Origin of the sequence: Rhizomicrobium sp. (assembly GCA_037200045.1) — a bacterium.
In the GTDB taxonomy this organism is placed as follows: Bacteria; Pseudomonadota; Alphaproteobacteria; order Micropepsales; family Micropepsaceae; genus Rhizomicrobium.
In genome coordinates this window covers 62,358-85,654 of sequence record JBBCHM010000002.1, presented here as the reverse complement: position 1 = coordinate 85,654, position 23,297 = coordinate 62,358, and the positions used below count along the sequence as shown (strand labels likewise).

The 23,297-nt window shown below is 58.0% G+C and carries 24 protein-coding genes; 18 read left to right on the top strand and 6 right to left on the bottom strand.

What is annotated here, in order from left to right:
* Nucleotides 1-43 precede the first annotated feature (43 nt).
* Complete coding sequence (locus WDM86_15705) at nucleotides 44-703, top strand: HAD-IIIA family hydrolase (protein MEI9991475.1); 660 nt, start codon at nucleotides 44-46, stop codon at nucleotides 701-703.
* A gap of 29 nt (nucleotides 704-732) precedes the next feature.
* Here the strand turns inward: WDM86_15705 and WDM86_15700 are convergent, their stop codons facing one another.
* The 5 genes from WDM86_15700 to WDM86_15680 form a co-directional block, all read right to left on the bottom strand.
* Nucleotides 733-1,674 (bottom strand): UDP-glucuronic acid decarboxylase family protein, encoded by a 942-nt coding sequence (locus tag WDM86_15700; protein ID MEI9991474.1) that lies wholly within the window; start codon nucleotides 1,672-1,674, stop codon nucleotides 733-735.
* A 106-nt stretch (nucleotides 1,675-1,780) separates the two neighbouring features.
* The gene (locus WDM86_15695) at nucleotides 1,781-2,647 is read right to left on the bottom strand and encodes a hypothetical protein (protein ID MEI9991473.1); all 867 of its coding nucleotides are present in this window, start codon (nucleotides 2,645-2,647) and stop codon (nucleotides 1,781-1,783) included.
* Complete coding sequence (locus WDM86_15690) at nucleotides 2,644-3,399, bottom strand: FkbM family methyltransferase (protein MEI9991472.1); 756 nt, start codon at nucleotides 3,397-3,399, stop codon at nucleotides 2,644-2,646. Before WDM86_15690 ends, WDM86_15695 begins: the two co-directional genes overlap by 4 nt.
* A 147-nt stretch (nucleotides 3,400-3,546) precedes the next feature.
* Nucleotides 3,547-4,761 carry a glycosyltransferase gene (locus WDM86_15685; GenBank protein MEI9991471.1) on the bottom strand — a complete coding sequence of 405 codons (1,215 nt, stop codon included), beginning with the start codon at nucleotides 4,759-4,761 and terminating at the stop codon, nucleotides 3,547-3,549.
* 178 nt (nucleotides 4,762-4,939) lie between these two features.
* Nucleotides 4,940-5,155 carry a hypothetical protein gene (locus WDM86_15680; GenBank protein MEI9991470.1) on the bottom strand — a complete coding sequence of 72 codons (216 nt, stop codon included), beginning with the start codon at nucleotides 5,153-5,155 and terminating at the stop codon, nucleotides 4,940-4,942.
* Nucleotides 5,156-5,836: 681 nt separating this feature from the next.
* Here WDM86_15680 and WDM86_15675 point away from each other — a divergent pair.
* The 16 genes from WDM86_15675 to WDM86_15600 all read left to right on the top strand — a co-directional run bounded on the left by WDM86_15675 (nucleotide 5,837) and on the right by WDM86_15600 (nucleotide 20,835).
* Nucleotides 5,837-6,880 (top strand): SDR family oxidoreductase, encoded by a 1,044-nt coding sequence (locus WDM86_15675; protein ID MEI9991469.1) that lies wholly within the window; start codon nucleotides 5,837-5,839, stop codon nucleotides 6,878-6,880.
* On the top strand, nucleotides 6,870-8,453 hold the full coding sequence (locus tag WDM86_15670; protein MEI9991468.1) for a PfkB family carbohydrate kinase: 1,584 nt from the start codon (nucleotides 6,870-6,872) through the stop codon (nucleotides 8,451-8,453). The genes WDM86_15675 and WDM86_15670 overlap by 11 nt, the downstream gene beginning before the upstream one ends.
* Nucleotides 8,454-8,464: 11 nt before the next feature.
* Entirely contained in the window at nucleotides 8,465-9,070 is a 606-nt protein-coding gene (locus WDM86_15665) for an SIS domain-containing protein (protein ID MEI9991467.1), read from the top strand.
* Between the two features lie 18 nt (nucleotides 9,071-9,088).
* Entirely contained in the window at nucleotides 9,089-10,087 is a 999-nt protein-coding gene (locus tag WDM86_15660) for an SDR family oxidoreductase (GenBank protein MEI9991466.1), read from the top strand.
* A gap of 24 nt (nucleotides 10,088-10,111) precedes the next feature.
* The gene (locus tag WDM86_15655) at nucleotides 10,112-10,948 is read left to right on the top strand and encodes a transketolase (protein MEI9991465.1); all 837 of its coding nucleotides are present in this window, start codon (nucleotides 10,112-10,114) and stop codon (nucleotides 10,946-10,948) included.
* The gene (locus tag WDM86_15650) at nucleotides 10,945-11,895 is read left to right on the top strand and encodes a transketolase C-terminal domain-containing protein (GenBank protein MEI9991464.1); all 951 of its coding nucleotides are present in this window, start codon (nucleotides 10,945-10,947) and stop codon (nucleotides 11,893-11,895) included. Before WDM86_15655 ends, WDM86_15650 begins: the two co-directional genes overlap by 4 nt.
* Nucleotides 11,892-12,932, top strand: coding sequence for a zinc-binding dehydrogenase (locus WDM86_15645; protein ID MEI9991463.1), 1,041 nt, complete (start codon nucleotides 11,892-11,894; stop codon nucleotides 12,930-12,932). The genes WDM86_15650 and WDM86_15645 overlap by 4 nt, the downstream gene beginning before the upstream one ends.
* Before the next feature lie 13 nt (nucleotides 12,933-12,945).
* The gene (locus WDM86_15640) at nucleotides 12,946-13,575 is read left to right on the top strand and encodes a hypothetical protein (GenBank protein MEI9991462.1); all 630 of its coding nucleotides are present in this window, start codon (nucleotides 12,946-12,948) and stop codon (nucleotides 13,573-13,575) included.
* Complete coding sequence (locus WDM86_15635) at nucleotides 13,572-14,621, top strand: phosphotransferase (protein ID MEI9991461.1); 1,050 nt, start codon at nucleotides 13,572-13,574, stop codon at nucleotides 14,619-14,621. The genes WDM86_15640 and WDM86_15635 overlap by 4 nt, the downstream gene beginning before the upstream one ends.
* Before the next feature lie 12 nt (nucleotides 14,622-14,633).
* On the top strand, nucleotides 14,634-15,626 hold the full coding sequence (locus WDM86_15630) for a GDP-mannose 4,6-dehydratase (GenBank protein MEI9991460.1): 993 nt from the start codon (nucleotides 14,634-14,636) through the stop codon (nucleotides 15,624-15,626).
* 14 nt (nucleotides 15,627-15,640) lie between these two features.
* Nucleotides 15,641-16,300, top strand: a complete 660-nt coding sequence (locus WDM86_15625) for a class I SAM-dependent methyltransferase (protein ID MEI9991459.1) — start codon at nucleotides 15,641-15,643, stop codon at nucleotides 16,298-16,300.
* 154 nt (nucleotides 16,301-16,454) lie between these two features.
* Nucleotides 16,455-16,985, top strand: a complete 531-nt coding sequence (locus tag WDM86_15620; GenBank protein MEI9991458.1) for a class I SAM-dependent methyltransferase — start codon at nucleotides 16,455-16,457, stop codon at nucleotides 16,983-16,985.
* A gap of 1 nt (nucleotide 16,986) precedes the next feature.
* Nucleotides 16,987-17,820: a sugar nucleotide-binding protein gene (locus WDM86_15615; protein MEI9991457.1), complete on the top strand. Its 834-nt coding sequence runs from the start codon at nucleotides 16,987-16,989 to the stop codon at nucleotides 17,818-17,820.
* A 56-nt stretch (nucleotides 17,821-17,876) separates the two neighbouring features.
* Nucleotides 17,877-18,974: a class I SAM-dependent methyltransferase gene (locus WDM86_15610; protein ID MEI9991456.1), complete on the top strand. Its 1,098-nt coding sequence runs from the start codon at nucleotides 17,877-17,879 to the stop codon at nucleotides 18,972-18,974.
* A gap of 29 nt (nucleotides 18,975-19,003) precedes the next feature.
* Nucleotides 19,004-19,957 (top strand): glycosyltransferase family A protein, encoded by a 954-nt coding sequence (locus tag WDM86_15605; protein MEI9991455.1) that lies wholly within the window; start codon nucleotides 19,004-19,006, stop codon nucleotides 19,955-19,957.
* Nucleotides 19,958-20,004: 47 nt separating this feature from the next.
* Nucleotides 20,005-20,835 carry a methyltransferase domain-containing protein gene (locus WDM86_15600; GenBank protein MEI9991454.1) on the top strand — a complete coding sequence of 277 codons (831 nt, stop codon included), beginning with the start codon at nucleotides 20,005-20,007 and terminating at the stop codon, nucleotides 20,833-20,835.
* Nucleotides 20,836-20,858: 23 nt separating this feature from the next.
* Here the strand turns inward: WDM86_15600 and WDM86_15595 are convergent, their stop codons facing one another.
* Nucleotides 20,859-21,611 (bottom strand): TylF/MycF/NovP-related O-methyltransferase, encoded by a 753-nt coding sequence (locus tag WDM86_15595; protein MEI9991453.1) that lies wholly within the window; start codon nucleotides 21,609-21,611, stop codon nucleotides 20,859-20,861.
* Between the two features lie 170 nt (nucleotides 21,612-21,781).
* Here WDM86_15595 and WDM86_15590 point away from each other — a divergent pair, with 170 nt between their 5' ends.
* On the top strand, nucleotides 21,782-23,293 hold the full coding sequence (locus WDM86_15590; GenBank protein MEI9991452.1) for a hypothetical protein: 1,512 nt from the start codon (nucleotides 21,782-21,784) through the stop codon (nucleotides 23,291-23,293).
* Nucleotides 23,294-23,297: the final 4 nt, after the last annotated feature.

The following is a 23,297-nucleotide window of genomic DNA, read 5'->3' as shown; positions in this document are numbered from 1 at the left end:
TGCGCTGTTCTATGCCACGTGGAACGAAGACCGGGAGGCGGCGGTGTTTGGACGATTGAACGCGGATGGAATTTGGCAATTCCCTCCGGATGCCGCTCCCGGACCGCGACGGCCGGGCGTCCTGCTGGATCGCGACGGGGTCCTGGTGAAGGAAGTTCACTATCTTCGCCGCAAAGAAGATGTTGTGCTGGAAAGCGGCGTCGGCGAACTTCTGCGGTTTCTCCGAGGGAATCGTATTCCCACCGTGGTGGTCACCAATCAATCCGGAATCGCTCGCGGCTATTACGACTGGCCGGCATTCGAAATCGTGCAGCAGGAAATTGCCGACCAATTGCTACAGGAGAACTGTGGTGTGGATGTGGTTCTTGCCTGTCCCTTTCATCCGGACTTTACGCCAGGCTATGAGAACAGGCATGCACGCTGGCGAAAACCGGGGCCGGGCATGCTGAAACTTGGTGCTGAGTTGCTGAACCTCGATCTGAGCCGGAGCTGCATGATCGGTGATCATGTCAGCGATATCGAAGCCGCGAAAGCGGCAGGGCTGCCCATGGCAATTCATCTGATGACCGGCCACGGAGCACGGACCCGCGCGGCAGCGTTGCGTCTGGCCGATAATGACTTTCGGATCACAATCTCAGATGACTTAAATCAAGCCAAGCAATGCCTGGCATCATTCTTCAAGCTACCGCAACTTGGGATCTGACGTGGCGCATGCCGTCGCCTTGGCGCCGATCAGGAAGATTTCAGCAACTGGTCGAAATAGGCGATGGTTTTGACCAGCCCGTCCTTCAACGCAATGTTCGGCTCCCAGTTCAGAACTTGCCGGGCGCGGGAGATGTCGGGCTGGCGTTGCCGCGGATCATCTTGCGGGAGGGGCTGGTAAATCAGCTGGGACTTGGACCCCGTCAGCATCAATACCTGTTCCGCGAGCTGAAGCATGGTGAATTCGACGGGATTGCCCAGGTTGCATGGGCCGGTAAAATCGTCTGGAGAGTTCATCAGCCCGATCAAGCCGCGCACGAGATCGTCCACGTAGCAAAATGACCGCGTCTGCAGGCCTTCGCCATAGATGGTAATCGGCTGATCGGTCAGCGCCTGAACAATGAAGTTGGAAACCACCCGCCCGTCCCTCGGGTGCATATTCGGGCCATAGGTATTGAAGATACGCGCCACCTTGATGCGCAGATTGTGCTGGCGCTTGTAGTCGAAGAACAGCGTCTCCGCGCAACGCTTGCCCTCGTCATAGCAGGAGCGCGGGCCGATCGGATTGACATTGCCCCAATAACTCTCGACCTGGGGGTGGATGTCGGGATCGCCATAGACCTCGCTGGTCGAGGCTTGCAGGATCGGCACCTTCACCCGTTTCGCCAGCCCCAGCATGTTGATCGCGCCGATCACGCTCGTTTTGGTCGTTTGCACCGGATCGAACTGATAGTGGATCGGGGAAGCGGGGCAGGCCAGATTGTAGATCTGGTCCACTTCGACATAGAGCGGGAACGTCACATCGTGGCGCATTGCCTCGAAGACCGGATTGGACAGCAACCCTTCGATGTTTCGGCGTGTCCCGGTGAAATAATTGTCCACGCACAGTACTTCATTGCCCTGATCGAGCAATTGCTTGCACAGATGCGAGCCGATAAAGCCGGCGCCGCCGGTGACAAGGATACGTTTCATTTCCATTTTCCCTCGTGGACTGGAGGCAACTCGCCCCCGGGTTGGGTCGCCACGGAAGGCGGCCACAGACGTCCGTCGGCCAACCTCGGCCAAAAAAAGCGCCGCGTCACCACGTTTCGTTCTTTGCCGGCACGCGTTCTTTGTTGCGTTCGAAGTCCGCAAAATGCGTCGGCCAGTCCTCAAGCACGGCCAGTCGGGTCGATTCCATATGCGTCGAGAGAGAGGGTAGGGGCATCCATAGCCGGTGATAGCGTCCGAACAGAAGCCTTGGTGTCCCATACATGAACGTCTTCACCCAGATCTTTAGGTGATGAATATCGTGCCAATAGATTCGCAGATCCGCCAGGCTCAATTTGCGGGTCAGGGCGATCCAAACAGAATAGTCCCAGTTTTTATAGCAAAAGGTGCGAAAGATGCCCTTGGTGCGGATCAGCGTGGCGCGGGTCGTGAGGAAGGTGAGACAAGTGAAGCCGGCGCTCCGCCAGTAGCGGTCGCCGAACGGTCGGATGAAGTGGCGCTCGACCTTGAATGCAGTGTCGTAAGCATCGGGATGGTCGTAGGGCGAAACGAAGTCGGCGTCCTTGTTCGCCCGTATGAAGTCAACCATCTTCGTCAGGGCGCCGGGCAGATAGAAATAGTCGTCTTCCGCGAAATAGACCAACTCGGCATCCGTCTGCTCGGCCAGGATGTCGATCTGCATGGAAAAGGTCTTTAGGTTGCCCAGCTTATCTAGGTTGAGCACTTCCAGCGTGTCGTCGGCAAATATCTCACGGAACAGCGCTTCATATTCCGGCGGGCAGCCGTCCAGCAGGGCCCAGATCTTCACCTTGAGGGTCCCGAGCGAAGCCTTAAACGACCGCAGGCATAGCTCCGACATCTTGTACTTGTTGTCGGCATGGTAGGGCGGAATTTTCGAAACGCCTGGATAAATGCGATAGGCAACCGCAAGGTCGTATGGGGCTGCATGTGTCATAGCGCGGGCTCCGCATGTTTGCCCACGTTCAGCAGCGAATCGGAGCGCACGAAAAGCAGGTTGGGATTGATCCAAGAATAGAGACTATAGCCCCTATCCTCCAAATAGCGCACCACGGGATGGTTCGGCAATTCTGCGAGGTTCAAGTCATGAACTTCGATCAGGATCAGGCGTGGAGAATAGCGCGCGAAGTCGTTCGAGCGCAAAATCTCGACATCATAGCCCTCCGCATCAATTGTGAGAATCTCGAACGAATCCTGCACCAAGTGGTGGTCCAGAATTTCATCCAGCCGGCAAATCGTGACGGTGATGCGCTGCGGGGCTTGACCCGTCTTTGCCTCGGCCTCGCGGGCTGCCGCTTCGTCCATTGTGTTCCAGACGGAAGGTTGGCCGAACAGATAGAAGGTCCCTTGGCCGGCCTGGGGGGCGATTGAGACTTCGAGATTGGTGTCTTTCGGCCGGACCCGGTCAAAGATCGCCTTTGTACCGGGCGTCGGATCAATGTTTATGGACCGCCAGCCGCGTTTGTAGAAAAAATACGTATTCGACATGGAAATGGGACGGAATGCTCCCACGTCGACGATGCAGCCCTTGCGGACGACTATCCCTCGATCAAATGCCAGCCGATTGTAATAAGATGCGATATGGACGTCTTCACCAAATTGGGAATAGCTAGTTTGGCGGTCGACGAGCCCTCGCATCTGTTCGAGCACGCGCGTCCTTCTCAATAGGCGCTTGGCAAACCTCTTCATGATGCTCACGACGTCCTCCCCCGGCTACGGCATTCCATGACACGTCTCGCATGCCGCAGATATTCTCCGCCGATCCTATTGCGTGATCCGGACTGCTGCCTGGAATGCGCAGGCTCTCCGGCGCTTGAGCGACCGAGACTAAAACGGTCAGAGCGGCGTTTTTTCATCATCATCCACCCTTTTTTCCGTCATGACTTCTTCAACAAGGGCCAGGAATTTCCTGCGAAATCCTTCGCTGGAATGGAGCTTCGCCCCCTCTGCGCCAAGTGCAGTCAGTGCCTCATGCCTCGATGTGTCTCGCATGACGGTGTCGATCTTGCGCACGGCGTCATCGATATCGCTATAGCGTTGCTCGGCATTCAATATGATCTCCCGCTGTCCGCCGGAATCGTGGATGAACGTTATACAGCCCAGCGCCTGCATTTCCCCCGGCGCAAACCCGTAGTGCTCATGCTCGCAACAATGAAGCCCCCATTTGTTGCCGACGATCAGTTCTTCCATCTCGGTTCGGTTGAGCGACTGGTGCCACTTGACCCATGGCTTGTCTGTGATCGCGCGTAGCAAGGCATCGGCATACAGGCCGGAGCCACTGCCGATGATGTGCAGACCGACATCGTGGCCCAGCCCCCTCAAGCGCGACACAATCTCGACGGCGTCCAGCGTCCTTTTTCCGGGTGAGATTCGGCCAACAATTGCGAAATTGTTCGCGCGCCGCTCGAAATCCACCCACGCCGCCGAATCGGGCTTAAGTTCGACGGCAATTCCAAAATGAATCGGGTGAACGTCCGCTTCTGGATAGTTTCGGAGGAATTGCTCGGCCGTCCAGCTCGAGTTGGTTACCGTCACCAAGCTGCTGATATAGTTCTTGTTCCATCGCACCAGTCGCCGAAGCAGCAGGATATAGGCAATTTTTGCCGCGTACTTCAGATTATTGTCGGTCTGCCAGCCTAGATACTTCAGGCTCTCCCGGTCGAAAATGAGCTGCGGGAAATGTATGCACTCAATGATGTGCCTTGCACGCAGGGTGCATTCCAGGCCGGTCGTGACCAGCAGATCCGCATCGGCCACGATGGGACGGACCTGCTCGCACATGAGAGCAGATTTGAGTTGCGAAAAGGAACCTGGCCGATACCGCTCGGTGAGACGTGTGACGGCACCGAACGGCATGGACCGGAAGCATACCTTGGTGCGGTCGAATGAAAGCTTTGCCCATTTCTCGACCTGATCCAGATCGACCGGCCTGCCGTGGTGAAGAACGAGCACCTCATCGAAGCGCTGTTGCAGCAGTTCGACGACGCGAAAGCAATAAGCCTCAGCCCCCCCCAATTCCACGAAGGTGCTATGAACTACGACCGCACGCATTGGAAACTTGTCTCTGTCCGAGAGGCTGCTGGAATTTTTGAGGGCGGCAAATCAAGCCTCGCGCAACATGTCGCTTGGAGCGGCTTCCGCGCTGTTTGCCAGAGATAAGGCCACGTGGAATTGAGCCCGTCTGTGCCCATATACACGGCGACGGCCTGTTTGGCGCCAAAGTGGCCGTTCATCGCGGCGCATTGGTGTCGACCCCGCCATGGAAATCGACCGGCCACCACGCTCGCGACAGGTTTTTCGGCTCGATATCGACGCGACGAAATAGCAGGCCGTCCATTTCGCCGAGCGGGCGGTCGCCGGATGTAGTCTTCATCTTCCTACCGATCAATTGCCTGTAGCGCTCGATGAAGTCAGCAACCACGCAGGTTCTCCAGCTTGTCGACAAGCAACCTTCGACCTGGTGACCCGGAAGCGAGTGCCAACCATGAGCCGTCGGGAAAAAGGATCGTTTGATGACCCACCCTGGCGAAGGATTTATCAGCAATTCCATTCCTGACAAACACATTCTGGCAATGATCGGCCTGTGGCCGGCTTCATTGTCGAATCGCCCGGCAACCTTCGCTCGCCGGCAACTAGATTGCGTCGTCCTAGCGCGTCCGTTCGATCACGTTCTGCACAAGCGTCCTTATTCACGAATATTTTCAAGAAAGCATCTATTTTCGACACGGTCTTGAAGGCTGGAACCGATTGCCACCTGGATGGGGGCTCGCAACACTGGCAACGCGTGGCGTCACCCGCCCAGGGACGATCATCGTCCAGGATGCAGTCTTGGGGTGTGGAATAACGCGCCTTCGACTGGCGATGCCACGACATGCATTTACCATCGCGCCACATCCCATTTACGGCCGGCGTTTCTGCCCCCTGAGGAGGTGCGCCCGGCCGTGCGGTCCAGTACGATGAATTGCGCTGAGAGCGGCCGCATTGCCTCAAATGACGGGTTTTTGGCGAGCGGATTCGGCCATTCAAACTTGTGTGCCTACCGGAATGAGGCTATTAAACCCTTAAGCTATAAGAATTCTAGACTTCGTGGAAAATTGAACGGGGCTTGGTCAAAAGTGAGTTGGCAGTGGGCAACATTTTGAGCGGATTCGATGTCGTAACCGGCGGGGCCGGATTTATCGGAAGTCATCTTGTAGACTCACTTATCGCCAAGGGCCGGCCGGTTCGTGTCGTGGACAATTTGGCGGTCGGTCGGCGCGCGAATTTGGCGCAACATGACGGCAACTCCAGCTTCGAATTTCTTCACGCAGACGTCGCCGATAAAGCGGCGATGGTATCGCATCTGCGAGGCGCCGATCGCGTGTTTCACTTGGCCGCCATGGCCGACATCGTGCCGTCCATTCAGAATGCCGAGGCGTACTTCCGAGCGAATGTCGACGGCACCTACTCGGTCGTCGAAGCGGCACGGGAAAACAAGGTGCGCCGACTGATCTATGTCGCGTCGTCCTCATGCTACGGCATTCCGGACGTCTATCCGACGCCGGAGACCAATCCGATGGATCCGCGCTATCCTTATGCGCTGACCAAGCTGCTGGGCGAACAGATCGTCATGCACTGGGCACAGCTCTATCAGCTACCGGCGTTGTCGCTGCGATTCTTCAATGTCTACGGCCCTCGCGCTCGCACGTCCGGCACCTATGGCGCCGTTTTTGGCGTTTTCTTGGCGCAGCTCCTGGCCGGCAAGCCCCTGACCATCGTGGGCGACGGCGAGCAGAAGCGCGATTTCACCTATGTCTCCGACATCGTAGACGCCCTGATCACGGCAGCCCAGAGCGACAAAACTGGAGAAATCTACAACGTCGGCACCGGCAATGCCCAGAGCGTCAACCGTTTGGTTGAACTTCTGGGAGCCAAGGAAACTGTGCACATTCCCAAGCGCCCTGGGGAGCCCGATATTACATTGGCGGACACGACGAAGATCCGCAGAGAACTCGGCTGGGCGCCCAAAGTCTCGTTCGAGCAGGGCGTACAGAAGATGTTGGAGAATATCGACTATTGGCGCACCGCTCCGGTGTGGACCGTCGACGGCATCAAGGAGGCGACTACCGATTGGTTCAAGTATTTGAGCCCGGAGCGGGAAAAGCAGGGGGCCGAGGCGCATGTCCAATAAGCCGAGACTGATCGTAGGCGGGGGCGCGTCGCGCGTTTCGAAATTTGGAATTCGCGACAAGATCAAATCGCTTGAAGAAATGTCCGCCGCCGTGCGGCAGGCCAAGCTGTCGGGCGAAACGGTCGTACTGTGCCATGGCGTCTTCGACGTGCTGCATATGGGTCATGTGCGCCATCTCGAAGCCGCGCGCCAGGAGGGCACGCTGCTCTGCGTGACCCTCACTGCCGATCGCTACGTGAACAAGGGTCCCAATCGACCGGTCTTTCCCGAACAGTTGCGCGCTGAAATGCTGGCGGCGATGGAGTATGTTGATCTGGTTGCGATCAATCATGCGCCCACCGCCGAGACGGTTCTCAACGCCGTGCAGCCATCGGTATATGTTAAGGGATCCGACTATCGAAATGCATCGGACGACGTCACCGGCAAGATCGACAATGAGCGCGCCGCCGTTGAATCCCACGGCGGACGCATTGTCTTTACCGATGATATCACCTTTTCCTCGTCGAACTTGATCAATCGGCATTTCAACGTTTATCAGCCGGAACTGGCGAATTATCTGGAAAGCATGCGTGACGGCGGCGCGCTGGAAAGGCTCACCGCGATCATCGACAAGATTTCGGACTACAGGATTCTGATGGTCGGCGATGCCATCATCGATGAGTATCAGTTCGTCGCGCCCCTGGGAAAATCTCCCAAGGAGAACATGATCGCGACGCTTTATCAGAATCGCGAGACCTACGCCGGCGGCGTGTTCGCCGCGGCCAATCACGTCGCCAGCTTCTGCAAGTCGGTGGATCTGATCACCTGCTTGGGTGATTCCGACCGTTATGAAAAGCTGATTCGCGATTCACTGCGCTCCAACATCCATCTCCATCCATTGACCAAGCCGTCGTCGCCAACCACGCGCAAGACCCGGTTTGTCGAAAGCTATTCGTTGCGCAAGCTGTTCGAAGTCTACTCGATGGACGACAATCCCATCAGCGGCGATGTGGAGTTCGACCTGCATGAGATGATCCGCAGTCGGGCCAAGGACTACGATCTGGTGATCGTGACCGACTTCGGACACGGCCTCTTGGGCCGCAAGACGCTTTCGGTGCTCGCCGAACACGCGCGATTCCTTGGTGTGAACGCGCAAAGCAACAGCGCAAATCTCGGCTATAATCTGATTACCCGCTACTCGCGGGCCGACTATATCTGCATCGACTCTCCCGAGGCTTTCCTCGCCGCCGGCGACAAGCATGTCGATCTCGCGGAAATCGTGCAGAACCGCCTGCCGCAAAGCGTCAACTGCCCAAACGTCATCGTCACGCGCGGCAAGTATGGCTGCATGACCCGTTCGCCGGACGGCACTCTCGCCGGCGTGCCGGCTCTCACCAGTACGATCGTCGATACGGTTGGTGCCGGCGATGCGTTTTTTGCCGTGACCGCGCCGATGGTGGCGTCGGGCGCACAAATGAGCGATGTCGGATTCCTGGGAAATGCGGCGGGCGCGCTGAAGGTCGGAATTGTCGGTCACCGCGCCGGCGTGGAGAAGGCGTCTCTCATCAAGTTCATCACGTCGATGCTGAAATAGGGGTTGCCACGATGAAGCGCGCTCCAAAATACCTGGATGAGCTCCACCGCCTGCTCAAAGAGACCGCGGTCACCGGTGCGGTCGGTCAGGATCTTGATCTCGACGATTCGGCGCTCAAGGCGGGCGAGATGGCGCGCACCGCTACCGCGGCCGGCGGCACGATTTTCTTCATAGGCAATGGCGGTTCGGCCGGCATCGCGAGCCACATGGCGATCGATTTCACGAAGAACGGCGGCATGCGGGCACTGGCGTTCAATGACGGCGCCTATCTTACCTGTCTGGGTAACGATCTCGGGTTCGACAAGGTTTTCGCCAAGCCGCTCGAAATGCATGCACGCAAGGGCGATCTCCTCCTTGCCATTTCGAGTTCGGGCCGATCTGCCAATATCCTGAACGGCGTCGAGGCTGCACGGGCGCACGGTTGCGGCGTGCTGACCTTCAGCGGCTTTGATCCTGCAAATCCGCTACGCAGGCGTGGCGATATCAATTTCTACATCGAATCGGGCGAATATGGTTTCGTCGAAATCGGTCATCTGGCGCTGATCCACACCATCCTTGACCTCTCTATGGGTTGGGGTAAGGACGTTGCGGGCGCGCAACTTCAAGCCGCAACCTAGAAAGAGAGCAGGAAGCCCGTGAATCGTTTCAATCAGGTCTTGGTCATTGGCGGCGGCGGATATGTCGGCGCGGTTCTGGTGCCTAAGCTGCTGCAGCAGGGTTATCGCGTAACGGTGTTCGACCTCTTCATTTATGGTGAAGACGTTTTTGATGCGGTTCGGAGCAATCCCGGCCTCAAGCTCGTCCGGGGCGATATGCGTGATATTCCGGCCGTGGAGCAGGCGATCGAGGGTTGCGACGCCGTCATTCACCTCGCCTGTATTTCCAACGATCCTTCCTTCGAGTTGGATCCGGAGCTGGGCAAGTCGATAAACCTCGATTGCTTCCGTCCGACCGTGAAGGCGGCCAAGAAGGCTGGCGTAAAGCGGTTTATCTATGCTTCCTCATCCTCGGTCTATGGCGTGAAGGAAGGCGTAGAAGTCACGGAAGACCTGTCCTGCGAGCCGTTGACCGACTATTCCAGATTCAAGGTCGCGTGCGAAAAGATTTTGACGGAAGAACGTGAGCCGGGCTTTGTCACCACGATCATCCGGCCCGCGACGGTGTGCGGTCCCTCGCCGCGCCAACGCCTGGACGTGATCGTCAATATCCTGACCAGTCACGCCTATCACAACAACAAGATCAAGATAATGGGCGGCAACCAGCTGCGGCCCAATATCCATATCGACGACATGTGCCGGGTCTATCTCAAGGCGCTCGAACTGCCGGACGAGATGGTGGACGGCGTGGTGGTCAATGCCGGCTACGAAAACCATTCAGTGGAGCGTATCGCCACCATGGTGCGCGACGTGGTCGGCCCGCAGGTGACGATGGAGTATGTTCCGACCGACGACCCGCGCTCTTATCACGTGTCGTCCGAGCGAATAAAGAAAGCCTGGAATTTCGCACCAGCCCATACGATCGAGGAGGCGGTTCGTGGTCTTGTCGATGCGTTCAAGTCGGGCAGGCTGCATGACCCCATGAAAAATCCAATGTATTACAACATCAAGCGGATGCAGGAACTCCGTCTCAAGTAAGTGTTTGCGGGCAAGGACAGTCTCATGGATGTTTCGAAGGCGACGAAAGACGTTTCCGAGCTGGGCCGAATCGCGGCCGCGGTGCGGGGACAGATCGTCACCATGTCGCACGAAGCTGAGACACCGCATCTGGGGTCCTCGTTGTCGTGCACCGACATCGTTACGGCGGCCTACTGGGCGGTTCTGAGGCTGGATCCGCGGCGCCCGGATGCGCCGGATCGCGACCGTTTCATTCTCTCCAAGGGACATGCCGCGACAGCGCTCTACACAGCCTTGTGCTTCCGCGGCTTTTTCCCGCGCGAGATCCTCGACAACTACAATCACAACGGATCGCCGCTGGCCGAGCATCCGGGTCCGGGTTCCGTGCCCGGCGTGGAAGCCGCAACGGGTTCGCTGGGCCATGGTCTACCCATCGCGGTCGGTCTTGCGATGGCCAGCCGCATCAGAAAAATACCGTATCGAGTCTATGCGTTGTTGTCCGACGGCGAGTGCAATGAAGGCTCGGTGTGGGAGGCGGCAATGATGGCGCCGGCTCAGAAGCTGGGCAATCTCTGCGCCATCGTGGACTACAACAAATGGCAGGCGACGGGGCGAAGCAACGAAACCCTGGCGCTGGCGCCTTTGGCCGACAAATGGCGCGCCTTTGGATGGGAAGTGCACGACATCGACGGCCACGACATGCCCACGCTCGTGCGGCTGATGGATCAGCTTCCGGACGGCAGCGGCAAGCCGGTGGCTATCATCGCGAACACCGTAAAGGGCAAAGGCGTCTCCTTCATGGAAGATGACAACAACTGGCACTATCGCATTCCGACCGCCGAGGAGGTAAAGGCGGCATATCGGGAATTGGGGCTGTCGTGAGAAACGCGTTTGCCTCGGAAGTCACCGCGCTTGCGCAGGGCAACCCAAATATCGTCCTGCTCTCCGGCGATATCGGAAATCGCTTGTTCGACAAGTTCAAGGATGCCGCGCCGGAACGCTTTCATAATGTCGGTGTTGCCGAAGCGAACATGATCGGCGTGGCGGCGGGCATGGCGATGGCCGGTTTGCGCCCGATCACCTACACCATCACTTCCTTCACGACGGCGCGTTGCCTCGAACAGATTCGCGTCGACGTTTGCTATCATAATCTGCCCGTCGTGATCGTCGGGGTCGGATCGGGTCTCGGCTATGCCTCGCTGGGCGTGACGCATCACTCCTGTGAGGATGTCGCTTTCCTGGGCGCCCTCCCCAATATGACGGTGCTCGCGCCCGCCGATGCATTTGAGACGCGCGCGGCATTGCGGGCGGCCGTCGCCCATGACGGACCGGTCTATATCCGGCTGGGCAAGAAGGGCGAGCCGAAGGTCCACTCTTCGGTGCCGGAGGATTTCAAGATCGGCAAAGGCATCGTGATGACCGAGGGCGATGCGGTGTGCATCATCGCCAGCGGCACGGTGCTGCCGGTGGCGCTAGAGGCCGGCAGGCGGCTAACGCAGGCAGGCCTTCCCGCCCGCGTCGTCAGTCTGCATACGGTCAAGCCGATGGACGAGGACCTGCTCGCGCAATGCGCGGCGCGGTTTCCCGTGATCGCCACGGTCGAAGAGCACAGCATTCTGGGCGGTGTGGCGGCCCGTGTGTCCCAGTGGATGACGGCCAACCAGATCACCACCACTCGCCATATTCCATTCGCCACCGGCGACTGGTTCCTGAAAACCGCAGGCGAACAGGATTATGCGCGCGAGCAATACGGCATCACCACCGACGCCATTTTCGAAAAGGTGCACGCCGCCGCCGCGGCCCGCCAAAAGATCCAGAGGACTGCGTGAAAACCGAGGCTGCCCTGCTGGTTGAGACCGGCAAACCCCTTGTTCTGGCCGAAATCGAAATCCCGGTCCTGAAGCCGGGCCAGGTTCTGGTCGACATCGCTTTTTCCGGCGCGTGCCATACGCAGGTGCTGGAAGCCCGCGGCCATAAGGGCCCGGATCCCTGGGTGCCGCACTGTCTAGGCCATGAAGGCTCCGGCACGGTGCTGGAGATCGGTCCGGGCGTCACGCGCGTCAAGGCGGGCGACAAGGTGATCCTGTCCTGGCTGAAGGGCGCGGGGCTGGAAGCCGGCGGCACCGTCTATAGCTGGGAAGGCAGGAAGGTGAATTCCGGCGGCGTCGTGACGTTCGGACGCCAGATGGTGGCCAGCGAAAACCGCCTGACGCCCTTGCCGGAGGGCATGGATATGCGAGCCGCCATCATGATGGGTTGTGCGCTCCCGACCGGCATGGGCGCCGTGCTGAATGTCTGCCAGGCGCGTCCCGGCCAGTCCGTCGCGATTTTCGGCTCGGGCGGCATCGGCCTGTCCGCCATCCTGGGCGCGGTGGTTTCGGGCTGCGTTCCTGTGATCGCGGTCGATCTCAACAAGGACAAGCTGGATCTGGCGCGCAAGCTGGGCGCCACCCATGTGGTCAACGCCGCCGACGGCGATCCCGTCAAGGCGATCAACGAGATTGCGGCGGGCGGCGTGGATTTCGCCGTGGAAGCCACCGGTGTTCCGGCGGTCATGCTTCAGGCGATGCAGTCGGTCCGCAAACAGGGCGGCCGCGCCGTGGTTTGCGGTAACGCGCATGCCGGAACCACCGTCAATATCGATCCGCGCCTGTTCAACGACGGCAAGAGCATCATGGGCACTTGGGGTGGCGACAGCGTGCCGGAGCGTGATTATCCGCGCTATGCGCGCCTGCTGATGGCGGGAAAGCTCGATGTAACGCCGCTGCTGTCCAAGCCGTACCGGCTTGCCGACATCAATGCCGCGCTCGACGACCTTGAGGCCGGCCGCGTGGGACGGCCTCTGATCGACATGCACGCGAACTAGAAGGGCTGGGCGAGTGCGGATCGGCGTTGATTTCGACAACACGATCGTTTCCTATGACGGCGTCTTTCACCGTATCGCGGTCGAAAACGGCCTGATTCCGCCCCATATCGAATCCAGCAAGGACAGCGTGCGCAACTACCTGCGCAAGGTCGGCCGCGAGGACGAATGGACCGCCTTGCAGGGACATGTCTATGGTGCGCGCATGGATGCGGCGCAACCTTATCCGGGCGTGCGGGAGTTCTTCCGGCACGCCGTCGCGCAAGGCATCTCCATCGCCATCGTGAGCCACAAGACGCGCCATCCCTTCCTGGGCGAAAAGCACGATTTGCACCTGTCGGCGCGCCGCTGGCTGGAGGCGCAGGGCTTCTTCGATCCGGCCCAGATCGGGCTGGACGAGTCCCATGTGTTCTTCGAAATGACGAAGGAAGACAAGATGGCGCGCATCGGCGCGCTCGGGCGCACGGTCTTCATCGATGATCTGCCGGAATTCCTTGGTGAGCCTGCTTTTCCGGGAAATGTCGAGCGCCTTCTGTTCGATCCCAAGGGCGAGAATGCCCACGTGACGCAATTCACGCGCATGCGTTCCTGGGCGGAGATCGCGGCACGGCATTTTCCTGCATCGGCCGAAGCGGTCGGACGATGATTCCCGACGCGATACGGCCGGCCGCAGAAGCGCTTCTGGAGAAGGCGGGCTTTCCTTCTCCAGTGCACTTCGTGCGCATCGACGGCGGCGGCAATAACCAGGTTTATCGCGCTGAAAGCGGCGGCCGCTTGGCGGCGCTCAAGGTCTATTTCCATCATCCCCAGGACCAGCGCGACAGGTTGAACGCCGAATATTCTTTTTCCACGCTGCTGTGGCAGCACGGCGTGGAAAACGTGCCCAGACCGCTCGCGATCGACCGGACGGCGCGGCTCGCACTTTACGAGTTCGTAGCCGGCAACAAACTGCTGCCGGAAGAAGTGGATGCCTCGGCCATCGATGTGGCTTGCGATTTTTTTGCGTCCATCAACACGCCGGCGTTGCGGGCCGCCGGAAAGGGCCTGCCGCCGGCATCCGAAGCCTGTTTCTCCACCGTTGCACACCTCACGACCGTGCGCCGCCGGCTTGATCGGCTGGACGGACTTTCCGGCGCCACGCCGGTGGATCGCGAAGCAGGAGACTTTGTGCGTGGCCAGGTGCTGCCCTTCTGGCACGCTTTGGAGGCAGACGTGCTGGCGACGACCGCGCGGCTCGGACTAGCGCCCCAGGAGGAGATCGCGGCCGGGGCGCTCTGCATTTCGCCGTCCGACTTCGGTTTTCACAACGCCTTGCGCGAGGCCGCCGGACGCTTGCGTTTCATCGATTTCGAATATGCCGGCTGGGACGATCCGGCCAAGCTTGTCGGCGATTTTTTCAATCAGGTGCAGGCGCCGGTGCCCCGCGTCCTGTTCGGCACCTTTGCGCGGCGCGTCGCTTCCCTGTTTCCGGAAGACGGCCATATGCTGGCGCGGTTCGAAATCCTACTGCCGGTCTATTCGGTCAAATGGATAACGATCATGCTGAACGACTTTCTGCCCGTAGGCGAAATGCGCCGCAGCTTCGCCGGCGACACCAGCCAGGCCCTGGCGCGCAAGCGGGGCCAGTTGGCCAAGGCGCGTCAGGCATTCGCCCGACTTGCCGTCGACGCATCGCTGCCGGCGCAAGCATAGCGGAGAAGAACAATGGCAAAATACGTCGTCATCGGCAGCAACGCCTTTTCGGGGCAGGACTTCGTCGACCTGCTGCTCGACGATTCCTCACGCGAGGTGATCGGCATCAGCCGCTCCGAAGAGAAGCCAGACTTCCTGCTGCGCTATAAGAGCCGCAAGGATTTGTCGCGGTTCCGGTTCAAACGGTTCGATACCAACAAGGACATCGAGCCGATGCTGGTGTTCCTGGACGCCGAGAAGCCGGAATACATCGTCAATTTCGCGGCCCAAAGCGAAGTCGGGCCAAGCTGGATACATCCCGAGCACTGGTTCGAGACCAACACGGTGGGGTTGGCGAAATTCGTCAACCACATGCGCAAGCAGGATTATCTCAAGCGCTATTTGCATGTCTCGTCGCCGGAAGCTTATGGAAACTGTGTCGGCACGGTGGTGGAAACCACGCCCGACAACCCTTCCACGCCCTATGCTGCGTCGAAGGCGGCCGCCGACATGATCAATTCCGTTTACCAGAAGACCTTCGGCTTTCCCGCCATGAACGTGCGCGCCACCAACGTCTATGGCGCCCGCCAGCAGCTGTTCAAGATCATCTGCCGCACCGTGATCTATCTGAAACTGGGTAAGACGATCAGGCTCGACGGCGGCGGCGTCGCCGTCAAATCCTACATCCACGTGCGCGACGTCTCGACCGGCGAACTGGCCATGCTGGAAAAAGGACGGGTGGGCGAGCGCTATCATCTGTCGCCCGACGCTGGCATTGCAGTAAAAGATGTCGTGCGGCTGATCTGCGAGCGGATGGGCAAGGATTTTGCCTCGGCGACCGAGATCGGCCCCGAAAGGCCCGGGCAGGACGCAGCCTATGTCATCGATTCGACCAAGGCCCGGACCGAACTGGGCTGGAAGCCTGTGATATCCATCGAGGACGGTATTTCCGAAGTGGTCGACTGGATCGAAAAAAACTGGGGTGCCATCAGCCGGCAGCCATTGGAATATCAGCACAAACCCTGAAGGCAGAAAGAACCATGGCCAACGTCGATTTCATCTCCAAGATTCACAAATCCACCAAGCGCGACTATCTCGCCCGGGTGAACCAGCGCGACAAAGCCGAAGTGGCGGAACTGGCGGTCAAGTTCGACTATGACTATTGGGACGGCGGCCGCGATACCGGCTATGGCGGCTACAAGTATGACGGTCGTTGGCGCGTAATGGCCGACGATCTGGTCGCGCATTACGGCATCAAGCCGGGAATGAAGGTGCTGGATGTCGGCTGCGGCAAGGGTTTCATCCTGTACGACTTCGCCCAGGCAGTGCCGGGAGTCGAGGTGCGCGGCATCGACATTTCCGAATATGCCATCGCGCACGCCAAGGAAGAAGTGAAGGACAGGCTGTCGGTCGCCAATGCCGCAAAGCTGCCTTTCGGAGACAAGGAATTCGACCTCGTCATCTCGGTCAACACGCTGCACAATCTCTATCTGCCCGACCTGTGGTCGGCGCTGCAGGAGATGGAGCGTGTCGCCAAGAACAAATATCTCATCGTGGAGGGGTATCGCAACGAGCGCGAGAAGGTGAACCTGATGTACTGGCAGCTCACCTGTCGCGCCTTCCATACCCCGGCCGAGTGGGAGTGGCTTTTCCAGCAAACCGGCTATACGGGCGACTATTCTTTTATCTATTTCGAATGAGGCCAGCATGACGTCCAAAACGAAAGATCCCGTGAATCAAGTCACAGTCGATCTGGCAGAGAGTGTCGGAGTGGCCAGGTTAGGCCTCATGAACAACCAAGTGTGGCACGACGATCCTCGTCGGCTGGTATTCACTCTGGCACGATATAAATTCGTGTCCAAGATGCTCAGCGGGCGCAGGAATGTTCTGGAGGTCGGCTGTGGTGATGGATTTTGCGCGCGCGTCGTGCGTCAGGAGGTCGCCGCGCTGACCATCACCGACTATGATCCGCTTTTCATTCAAGACATTGAAAGTCGCGCCGTCGAGCGGTGGCCGATTTCCGCAAAGACGCATGACATGCTCGCCGGACCAATGCCCGGCAGCTTCGATGCGGCTTATTCCTTGGACGTTCTTGAGCACATTCCGAAGGCGCAAGAAGACATATTTATCGACAATATCAAGGCATCACTTACGCCCAATGGCATTTTGATCGTTGGCATGCCGTCGCTGGAATCTCAAGTTTATGCGTCCCCCCCCAGCAAGGAAGGTCACATCAATTGCAAGACGGGAGCGGATTTTAAGTTGGTGATGGAGAAGCATTTCGAGAACGTCTTCCTGTTCTCCATGAACGACGAAATAGTCCACACGGGATACGCCAAGATGGCACATTATCTCCTTGCCATTTGCTGCACAAAAAAAACCTGAGATGAAGGACCTGCTGGTTGTCGGCGAGAATAGCGTTATCGGTTCGGCGTTGCTGGACGCGGCGAGCGCGCGATGTCTTTCCGTTGAAGGCACCAGCCGTCGGAACGGTGGACTGGACCTGGCGGATGCCGCCAGCGTGGCGCGTTTTCATCTACAGGCCACTCGTACCGCTGTGATCTGCGCTGCAGTCGCCTCGCTATCCGCCTGCGAAAGGGCGCCGGAGCGCGCCCTGGCAGTGAACGTTACTGGCACACTTGCGCTGGCGCAGCGCCTCAGGAACTTTGGGATTCATCCGATCGCCCTTTCCACAAACCTCGTGTTTGGGGGTGACAAAGCGTGTTGCGGAACCTCCGACGTGGTATCGCCCAAAACCTCATATGGCCGCCAAAAGGCAGAGATGGAGCGCGGCATTCTCGCGCTCGGGGGAACGGTGCTGCGCCTGACCAAGGTCCTTTCGCAGACCTCGGTGATGTTTCGTCAGTGGCGGGACAATCTGGCTCTTGGACAACCCATCAACGCGTTCTGCGACATGTACATGGCGCCGATCCCGTTGCCGCGCGTTACAGCGGCTTTGTTGGCTCTTATACGCGCCCCGCGGCCAGGTCTGGTTCAATTGTCTGCCGATCGCGATATCAGCTATGCTCAGGCCGCCAGTTTTATTTGTTGCGGGGTTGGGGCCGATCTAGCCCTGGTTCGGCCGGTGAGCGCGCCGACCGAGATTGCACTGGAAGCAAGGCCGCAGCATACGACGTTGGACACCACGGAAGCCACGGTCTGGTTGGGATGGCGGGCGATTGCGCCGGAGGACACTTTGGCAGAGGTATTCCTTGTATGATACCGCCTTGTCATCTGTGCGGTAGCAGCCTTGATCCGCTCGAGGGATTTTCCGACTTGAAACGCGTCACGTCGGACAGCAGGCCTTGGCCGTCCGGGGGCGCGTTGGCGGTTTGCAGCTGCTGTGGGATCGTACAGAAGCCCGCCGACGACAAGTTCCGTGAAGAGATTACGGAAATCTACCGCACTTACCAAATCTACCACCAGTCCAGCGGCAACGAACAGATGGTATTCGGTGAGGCTGCGGAGCCGCGCTCGCTTGATCTGCTGCGCCGGGCTATGAGACACCTTTGTGTTGCAAGTGAAGGACGTATGTTGGACGTTGGATGTGGCAACGGAGGATTGCTGCACTCATTCGCGCAGTTGCTGCCGGGGTGGCGCTTGGCAGGAAACGAATTGTCCGATGTTCACCGGGCGCGCGTTGAAAGCATTCCCGGGGTGGAAGCGCTTTATGTTGGCGGCATCGCCAGCGTACCGGGAAGCTTCGATCTCATCACCATGCTTCATTCGCTGGAGCATTTCATAAATCCGTGTGCGTTCCTGCCGGACTTGGCTTCTCGTCTGAACAGTGGCGGTCATCTGTTGATCGAAGTGCCAGATTTTCGCCAGAATCCGTTCGATCTTCTCATTGCTGATCATGTGACACATTTTTCGCCCGGCGCGTTGGGACGGACGTTAACGGCATCCGGCTGCGAAATAGAACAGCTGACAGGGACGTGGATCGCCAAAGAGATTTCAGCATTGGCCCGTAGTGGCGGAAACCGAAGCCCAGTAGTGAAGGGAAGTCCCGAAGACGGCGATGCCGCGCGCGGAGCGATCGCATTGCTTCACGCTGTCATTGACGAGGCACAGTCTCTCGCCCGCACGCGTCAAATAGGCCTTTTTGGCACCTCCAATGCTGCGACTTGGCTTGCCGGAGAGCTGGAAGCGCGAGACCTGAAGGTGCCCTTCTTTGTGGATGAGGATCCCGCACGAATCGGGCGCTTGCACATGGGCGTGCCAATCCTTTCTCCCGATGAATTGCCCGGCGATGCGCTGGTGTTTGTCCCCCTGGCACCTGCCGTTGCGCGGAAGTTGGCAGATCGATTGGGGAACGAGCGATTTTTCTTGCCCTCGGCGCTCGCATCATCGACCAGTTTCTCTCCAATTATTTGACGCGCCCCCCAGTCTGAGCGGAACTTCGCATGCCAACACTATCGGCCTTCATCATATGTTACAAACAGGGCCACCTCTTGGGACGGCAGCTCGCTGCTTTTTCGCGTCAAGACGTCCAGCCAGACGAAGTGATCCTCATTGATGACGCGTCTCCCGACAATACGGCCGAGCTGATGCAGCGCTACTGCGAAAGCCACTCTAATGCGCGCTTTATTCGCAATCAGCAGAACATGGGCGTTATCGAGACCATCAATATCGGCCTGCGCGCCGCGACAGGGGACTTCGTCTACTGCGCTGCCGCGGACGACGAAATCCAGCCGGGTTTTTTCGCCGCCATGATGGAGATCATATCTGCGCACCCCGAATGCGGTCTGGCGTTTTGCGATCCTATTTGGGAGATTGCCGGGCATGCCAGAGAGGAGCGGTATGGCCTTGCCCCGTCATCGCGCTACTTCTCGCCTGACGAACTTGTAGCGCTGTTTCGTGCCCTTCTTCTTCGCTTCCTGCCCGGACATTGCACCATATGGCGGCGCGCGGCGTTCGTGGAGCAGGGGCTTATGCGGCCTCTCTTGGGGGGTGTGTGTGATTCACTCCCCATGTGGTCCGTGGCGCTTCGCTATGGCGCCTGCTATGTGCCCCGGCCGCTGGCCCTGGCATTACTTTCACCGGATACATGGGGACAGCGCCAAGGGCGGGACAGGCGTAAGGTTTTTCAGGACTATCTGGCGCTCGTCGATGCTTTGATGGACGACGAGTTCGCCGACATTCGCCCTCGCTTGCGGGCTAGCCGGATACTAAGCCGCAATTTTCGCGCGCTCCGCCCGCTGCTTGCTCGCGGTAAGTTGTTCACGTTGTTGGACGGGATTGGCGCGGCGCGTCTTTTCCTCAGTTGGTTCCGCGCGGAATTGCGCCGCATGCAGGATACGTTGCTCGGATTTGGCCCGGCGCGTGTCGCCGCGAAGGCGGATAGAATCGCAGGGTGAGGGGGCGTTCCGCTGGTTGCGGAGAAACGCCAATAGTGCGATTCTCCATGCGCTTTGAGCGGGAGCGGATGCGGACCATCCCTAAGGCGCGATCTGGTGATATGAGTCAATCAACTGCCTTTACCGCCGAATATTACTCGGATAGCGCAAGCACGGATTCGAACTGGCGAAGCGCTTACCGTAAGCGGCGGGGCCACTACACGACGTTCATTCGACGGTTGCGTGGGGCCGCTCCTTTGGCCCATGACATAGTCGAGGTGGGCTGCGGCGTGGGGCTTTTCACATATGCCCTGTTGAATAGCTACCCGCGAAATACGCGCATCGTTTCAGGGGATATTTCCGAATACGCGGTCGGCGTCGGCAAGGAAAAGACCAAGGCCTTTCCCAACGTGGAAATGAAGATTCTCGACGCACAGGAATTGCAGATACCGGCTGCATCGGCCGATCTGCTGATTTCGCTTGATGTAGTCGAGCACCTTCCCGATCCGAAGCGGTTTTTTGCTGAAGCCTCTCGCGTATTGCGTCCCGGCGGGGTGCTCTTTTTCTCCACGCCGAACACCCGCTCGCTGGGTAGTCGCCTGAAGGAGAAGGACATCTCAAACGGCTGCACCATCCATACCTGGACCGCGCTTCGCGATCCCACACATATCGGTCTTCGCCCTATCGGAGAATGGCAGACGATGTGTCGCGACGCCGGTTTCAGGCCGCATCTCGAAGGAACGGACTTCCTATGGGACCCGCCTTATTTCAAGCGCCTGCCGATTTTCCCTCAGAAACTGCTGTTTACCGGATCCAGCAAGCTGCTGTCGAAAATGTTGGGTTTCACCAAATGGCGCATGGGTGAAAACTACTACGGCATCTGGCGGAAATCATCGTAATCGCAACAGACCAGACTCTACGCTCAACTGCTTGAGCCGATTGCGCTAGAATATGCGTGCACGATGACTTTCGTACATCCCCAGGAATAATCCCCACTCATGGAAAACTGTATTTTGTATTTTGAAACAAGTTCTTCCCAGGCACGCCGTTCGCCATACTTGTTGCTCGCACGGTTGCAATTCCAGTCATCAAAACAAATCATCGCACCCTCGCTGACGAAACCTTTCGCGAAGCACGGATCAAGCGCATCTATCATCGATTGATATAGATCGCCGTCAAAATGAATCAGGCTGAATCTCGTGTTGTTCGGCAAGACATTGACGGTGTCAGCGAACCAACCTTCATGCATCTCGACGCGCCTTGCAGGAAGGACGCGTTCAACAACGCGCTTCAGCTCTTCGAAGCTTAAAAATTTGCATGTTCCGCGCGCCCAGACGCCTTTTTGAACGTGCGGGGAGGACATGTCGACCTGCGCATTGATTTCGGGAAATCCCTCGAAACTGTCGAAAAGATGAAGCCGCTTGAACGACGGTCCGACCCAGCGCTCTGCAGCGAGCATGGCTGTCGCTAGCGCTTGGGCAGTAGAGCCGGACATCGTACCAAATTCCGCTATATCGCCTTCAACGTCGGCGCCGTAGGTATAAAGCACCGCCAGCGAAAGGGATTTTGCAGTCTCCATCGCGGATAGCGCATTGACATCATCTATATCGAGAAGCAATTCCGGGCCAGGATTTCCCACTATGCTGCGTCGCATTTTGCGAGCATAGACCGTCAAAGTCGGTCCCAGTAGCCTTCTGGTAGCGCGCTTCAACGCGCTTGCAAGCGATCGTGACGAAGCCATTAGAACAACACCTGATTGAACTGCGATCTAGGATCAATGAGCCTTGTCCGCCAAGGTCTTTTAAACGAGCATTGGATTTGTTTTAGGTGTTCATTCTCCAATAGGTGGGCCTCAGCAAGCAAGCTGCAATTTTCGATTTCGCTGTGATCGTCGACGTCCCGATCGGGCGACAGGCGGCGGAAGCGCCCTATGCGCGAGTGACAATGGGCACTATGCTCCAATATGAGCTTTTCCAAAATCCGTCGGTGCCAATGTTTGCGAGCAATGTAACTAGATCAGCCGTGATATTTGTTAAGTGGGGGGTTCATATCGCGGGGCTGGATCGGGCGTCTTTCTATGGCGGCCTCGGCCGTGTCTGGAACATAGCGCAAAGCGCGGTGTCGTTGCTCCTGATTGCCCGCTTCTTTTCCCTGGATGTACAGGGGTTCCACTACACGTTCATGAGCCTGATTGCGCTGCAGGTATTTGCCGAGCTTGGGTTAGGCCAAGTGCTAATTCAATATGTCAGCCACGAATGGATTCATCTGCGCTTGGGAGGCGATGGAAGCGTAGAAGGCAACGATCTCGCGGCCGACAGACTAGCCGGGTTAATGCACTTCGCCATTCGATGGTTCGGGACTGCATCACTTCTATTTTTTTTAGGAGCCGAGGTCGCGGGATATATTATTTTCCACCATTCAAATATCCATATAGGCTGGATTTGGCAATGGACGGCGCTTTGCCTCGCCGTGGTTGCTGACCTTTGTTTGCTCCCGTTCTTCTGTGTGCTCGATGGCACGAACCAAGTTATCTCCAGTTATCAGATTCGATTTATTCGTGGTATTAGTACCGGTTTGGCGCTATGTATCGCAATTTACTTTGGCGGAGGATTGTGGTCTTCCGCCATAAGTCTTTGGGCCGGCGTCTTAAGTATGGGGCTAATGGTGCTACTGAGACACCAGGTCTTCTTCGTTTCTTTGTTCAGGCGCGACTATTCGAAATCGGGATGGCTCACCGAATTATGGCCGATGCAATGGAGAATAATGCTGAGTTGGATAAGCGGCTATCTTTCTTTTTCCCTTTTTACGCCGGTCCTATTCAAATTTCAGGGGCCTATGGCGGCGGCTCAGATGGGAATGACGTGGAGCATAATACAATCTCTAAGCGGCATTACGGGAACTGTCGTACAAACCAAAGTCCCCTTATTTGGAATGCTTGTCGCGCAACGCAACTGGGCAGAGTTGGATCGTTTGGCGATTCGGCTGAGCGCGAGTTCGGGCGTGTTGCTCCTGTTTGGTGGCGCGGTCTTGCTCGGCGGTGTTTATCTCTTGCATCTCTATCAAGTCCCATTCGCGCGTCGGCTGCTGCCTTTGACCCCGCTCGCGATTTTTCTTCTGGCATCGGTCGTCATTCAGATAATGATGCCGATTGCATTTTATCTGCGTGCACATAAGCGAGAACCGCTCTTGGCGATCTCGCTCATCATCGGTTTTCTCACCGCGTTGAGTACGCTTGTGCTCGGCTACTATTTTGGAGCTGTGGGCATTGCTTGGGGATATCTGGCCATTACGGTGCTGATCGCGTTGCCGGGTTGTCTCTTCGTGTTGATGAGATTTCGCCAAGCTTGGCATACCTAAAACC

Bases quoted from the DNA above. Each gene is read 5' to 3' on its own strand.
- WDM86_15700 (MEI9991474.1), bottom strand. From the start codon at position 1,674: ATGAAACGTATCCTTGTCACCGGCGGCGCCGGCTTTATCGGCTCGCAT.
- WDM86_15695 (MEI9991473.1), bottom strand. From the start codon at position 2,647: ATGACACATGCAGCCCCATACGACCTTGCGGTTGCCTATCGCATTTAT.
- WDM86_15690 (MEI9991472.1), bottom strand. From the start codon at position 3,399: ATGAAGAGGTTTGCCAAGCGCCTATTGAGAAGGACGCGCGTGCTCGAA.
- WDM86_15685 (MEI9991471.1), bottom strand. From the start codon at position 4,761: ATGCGTGCGGTCGTAGTTCATAGCACCTTCGTGGAATTGGGGGGGGCT.
- WDM86_15670 (MEI9991468.1), top strand. From the start codon at position 6,870: ATGTCCAATAAGCCGAGACTGATCGTAGGCGGGGGCGCGTCGCGCGTT.
- WDM86_15665 (MEI9991467.1), top strand. From the start codon at position 8,465: ATGAAGCGCGCTCCAAAATACCTGGATGAGCTCCACCGCCTGCTCAAA.
- WDM86_15655 (MEI9991465.1), top strand. From the start codon at position 10,112: ATGGATGTTTCGAAGGCGACGAAAGACGTTTCCGAGCTGGGCCGAATC.
- WDM86_15635 (MEI9991461.1), top strand. From the start codon at position 13,572: ATGATTCCCGACGCGATACGGCCGGCCGCAGAAGCGCTTCTGGAGAAG.
- WDM86_15630 (MEI9991460.1), top strand. From the start codon at position 14,634: ATGGCAAAATACGTCGTCATCGGCAGCAACGCCTTTTCGGGGCAGGAC.
- WDM86_15625 (MEI9991459.1), top strand. From the start codon at position 15,641: ATGGCCAACGTCGATTTCATCTCCAAGATTCACAAATCCACCAAGCGC.
- WDM86_15615 (MEI9991457.1), top strand. From the start codon at position 16,987: ATGAAGGACCTGCTGGTTGTCGGCGAGAATAGCGTTATCGGTTCGGCG.
- WDM86_15605 (MEI9991455.1), top strand. From the start codon at position 19,004: ATGCCAACACTATCGGCCTTCATCATATGTTACAAACAGGGCCACCTC.
- WDM86_15600 (MEI9991454.1), top strand. From the start codon at position 20,005: ATGCGCTTTGAGCGGGAGCGGATGCGGACCATCCCTAAGGCGCGATCT.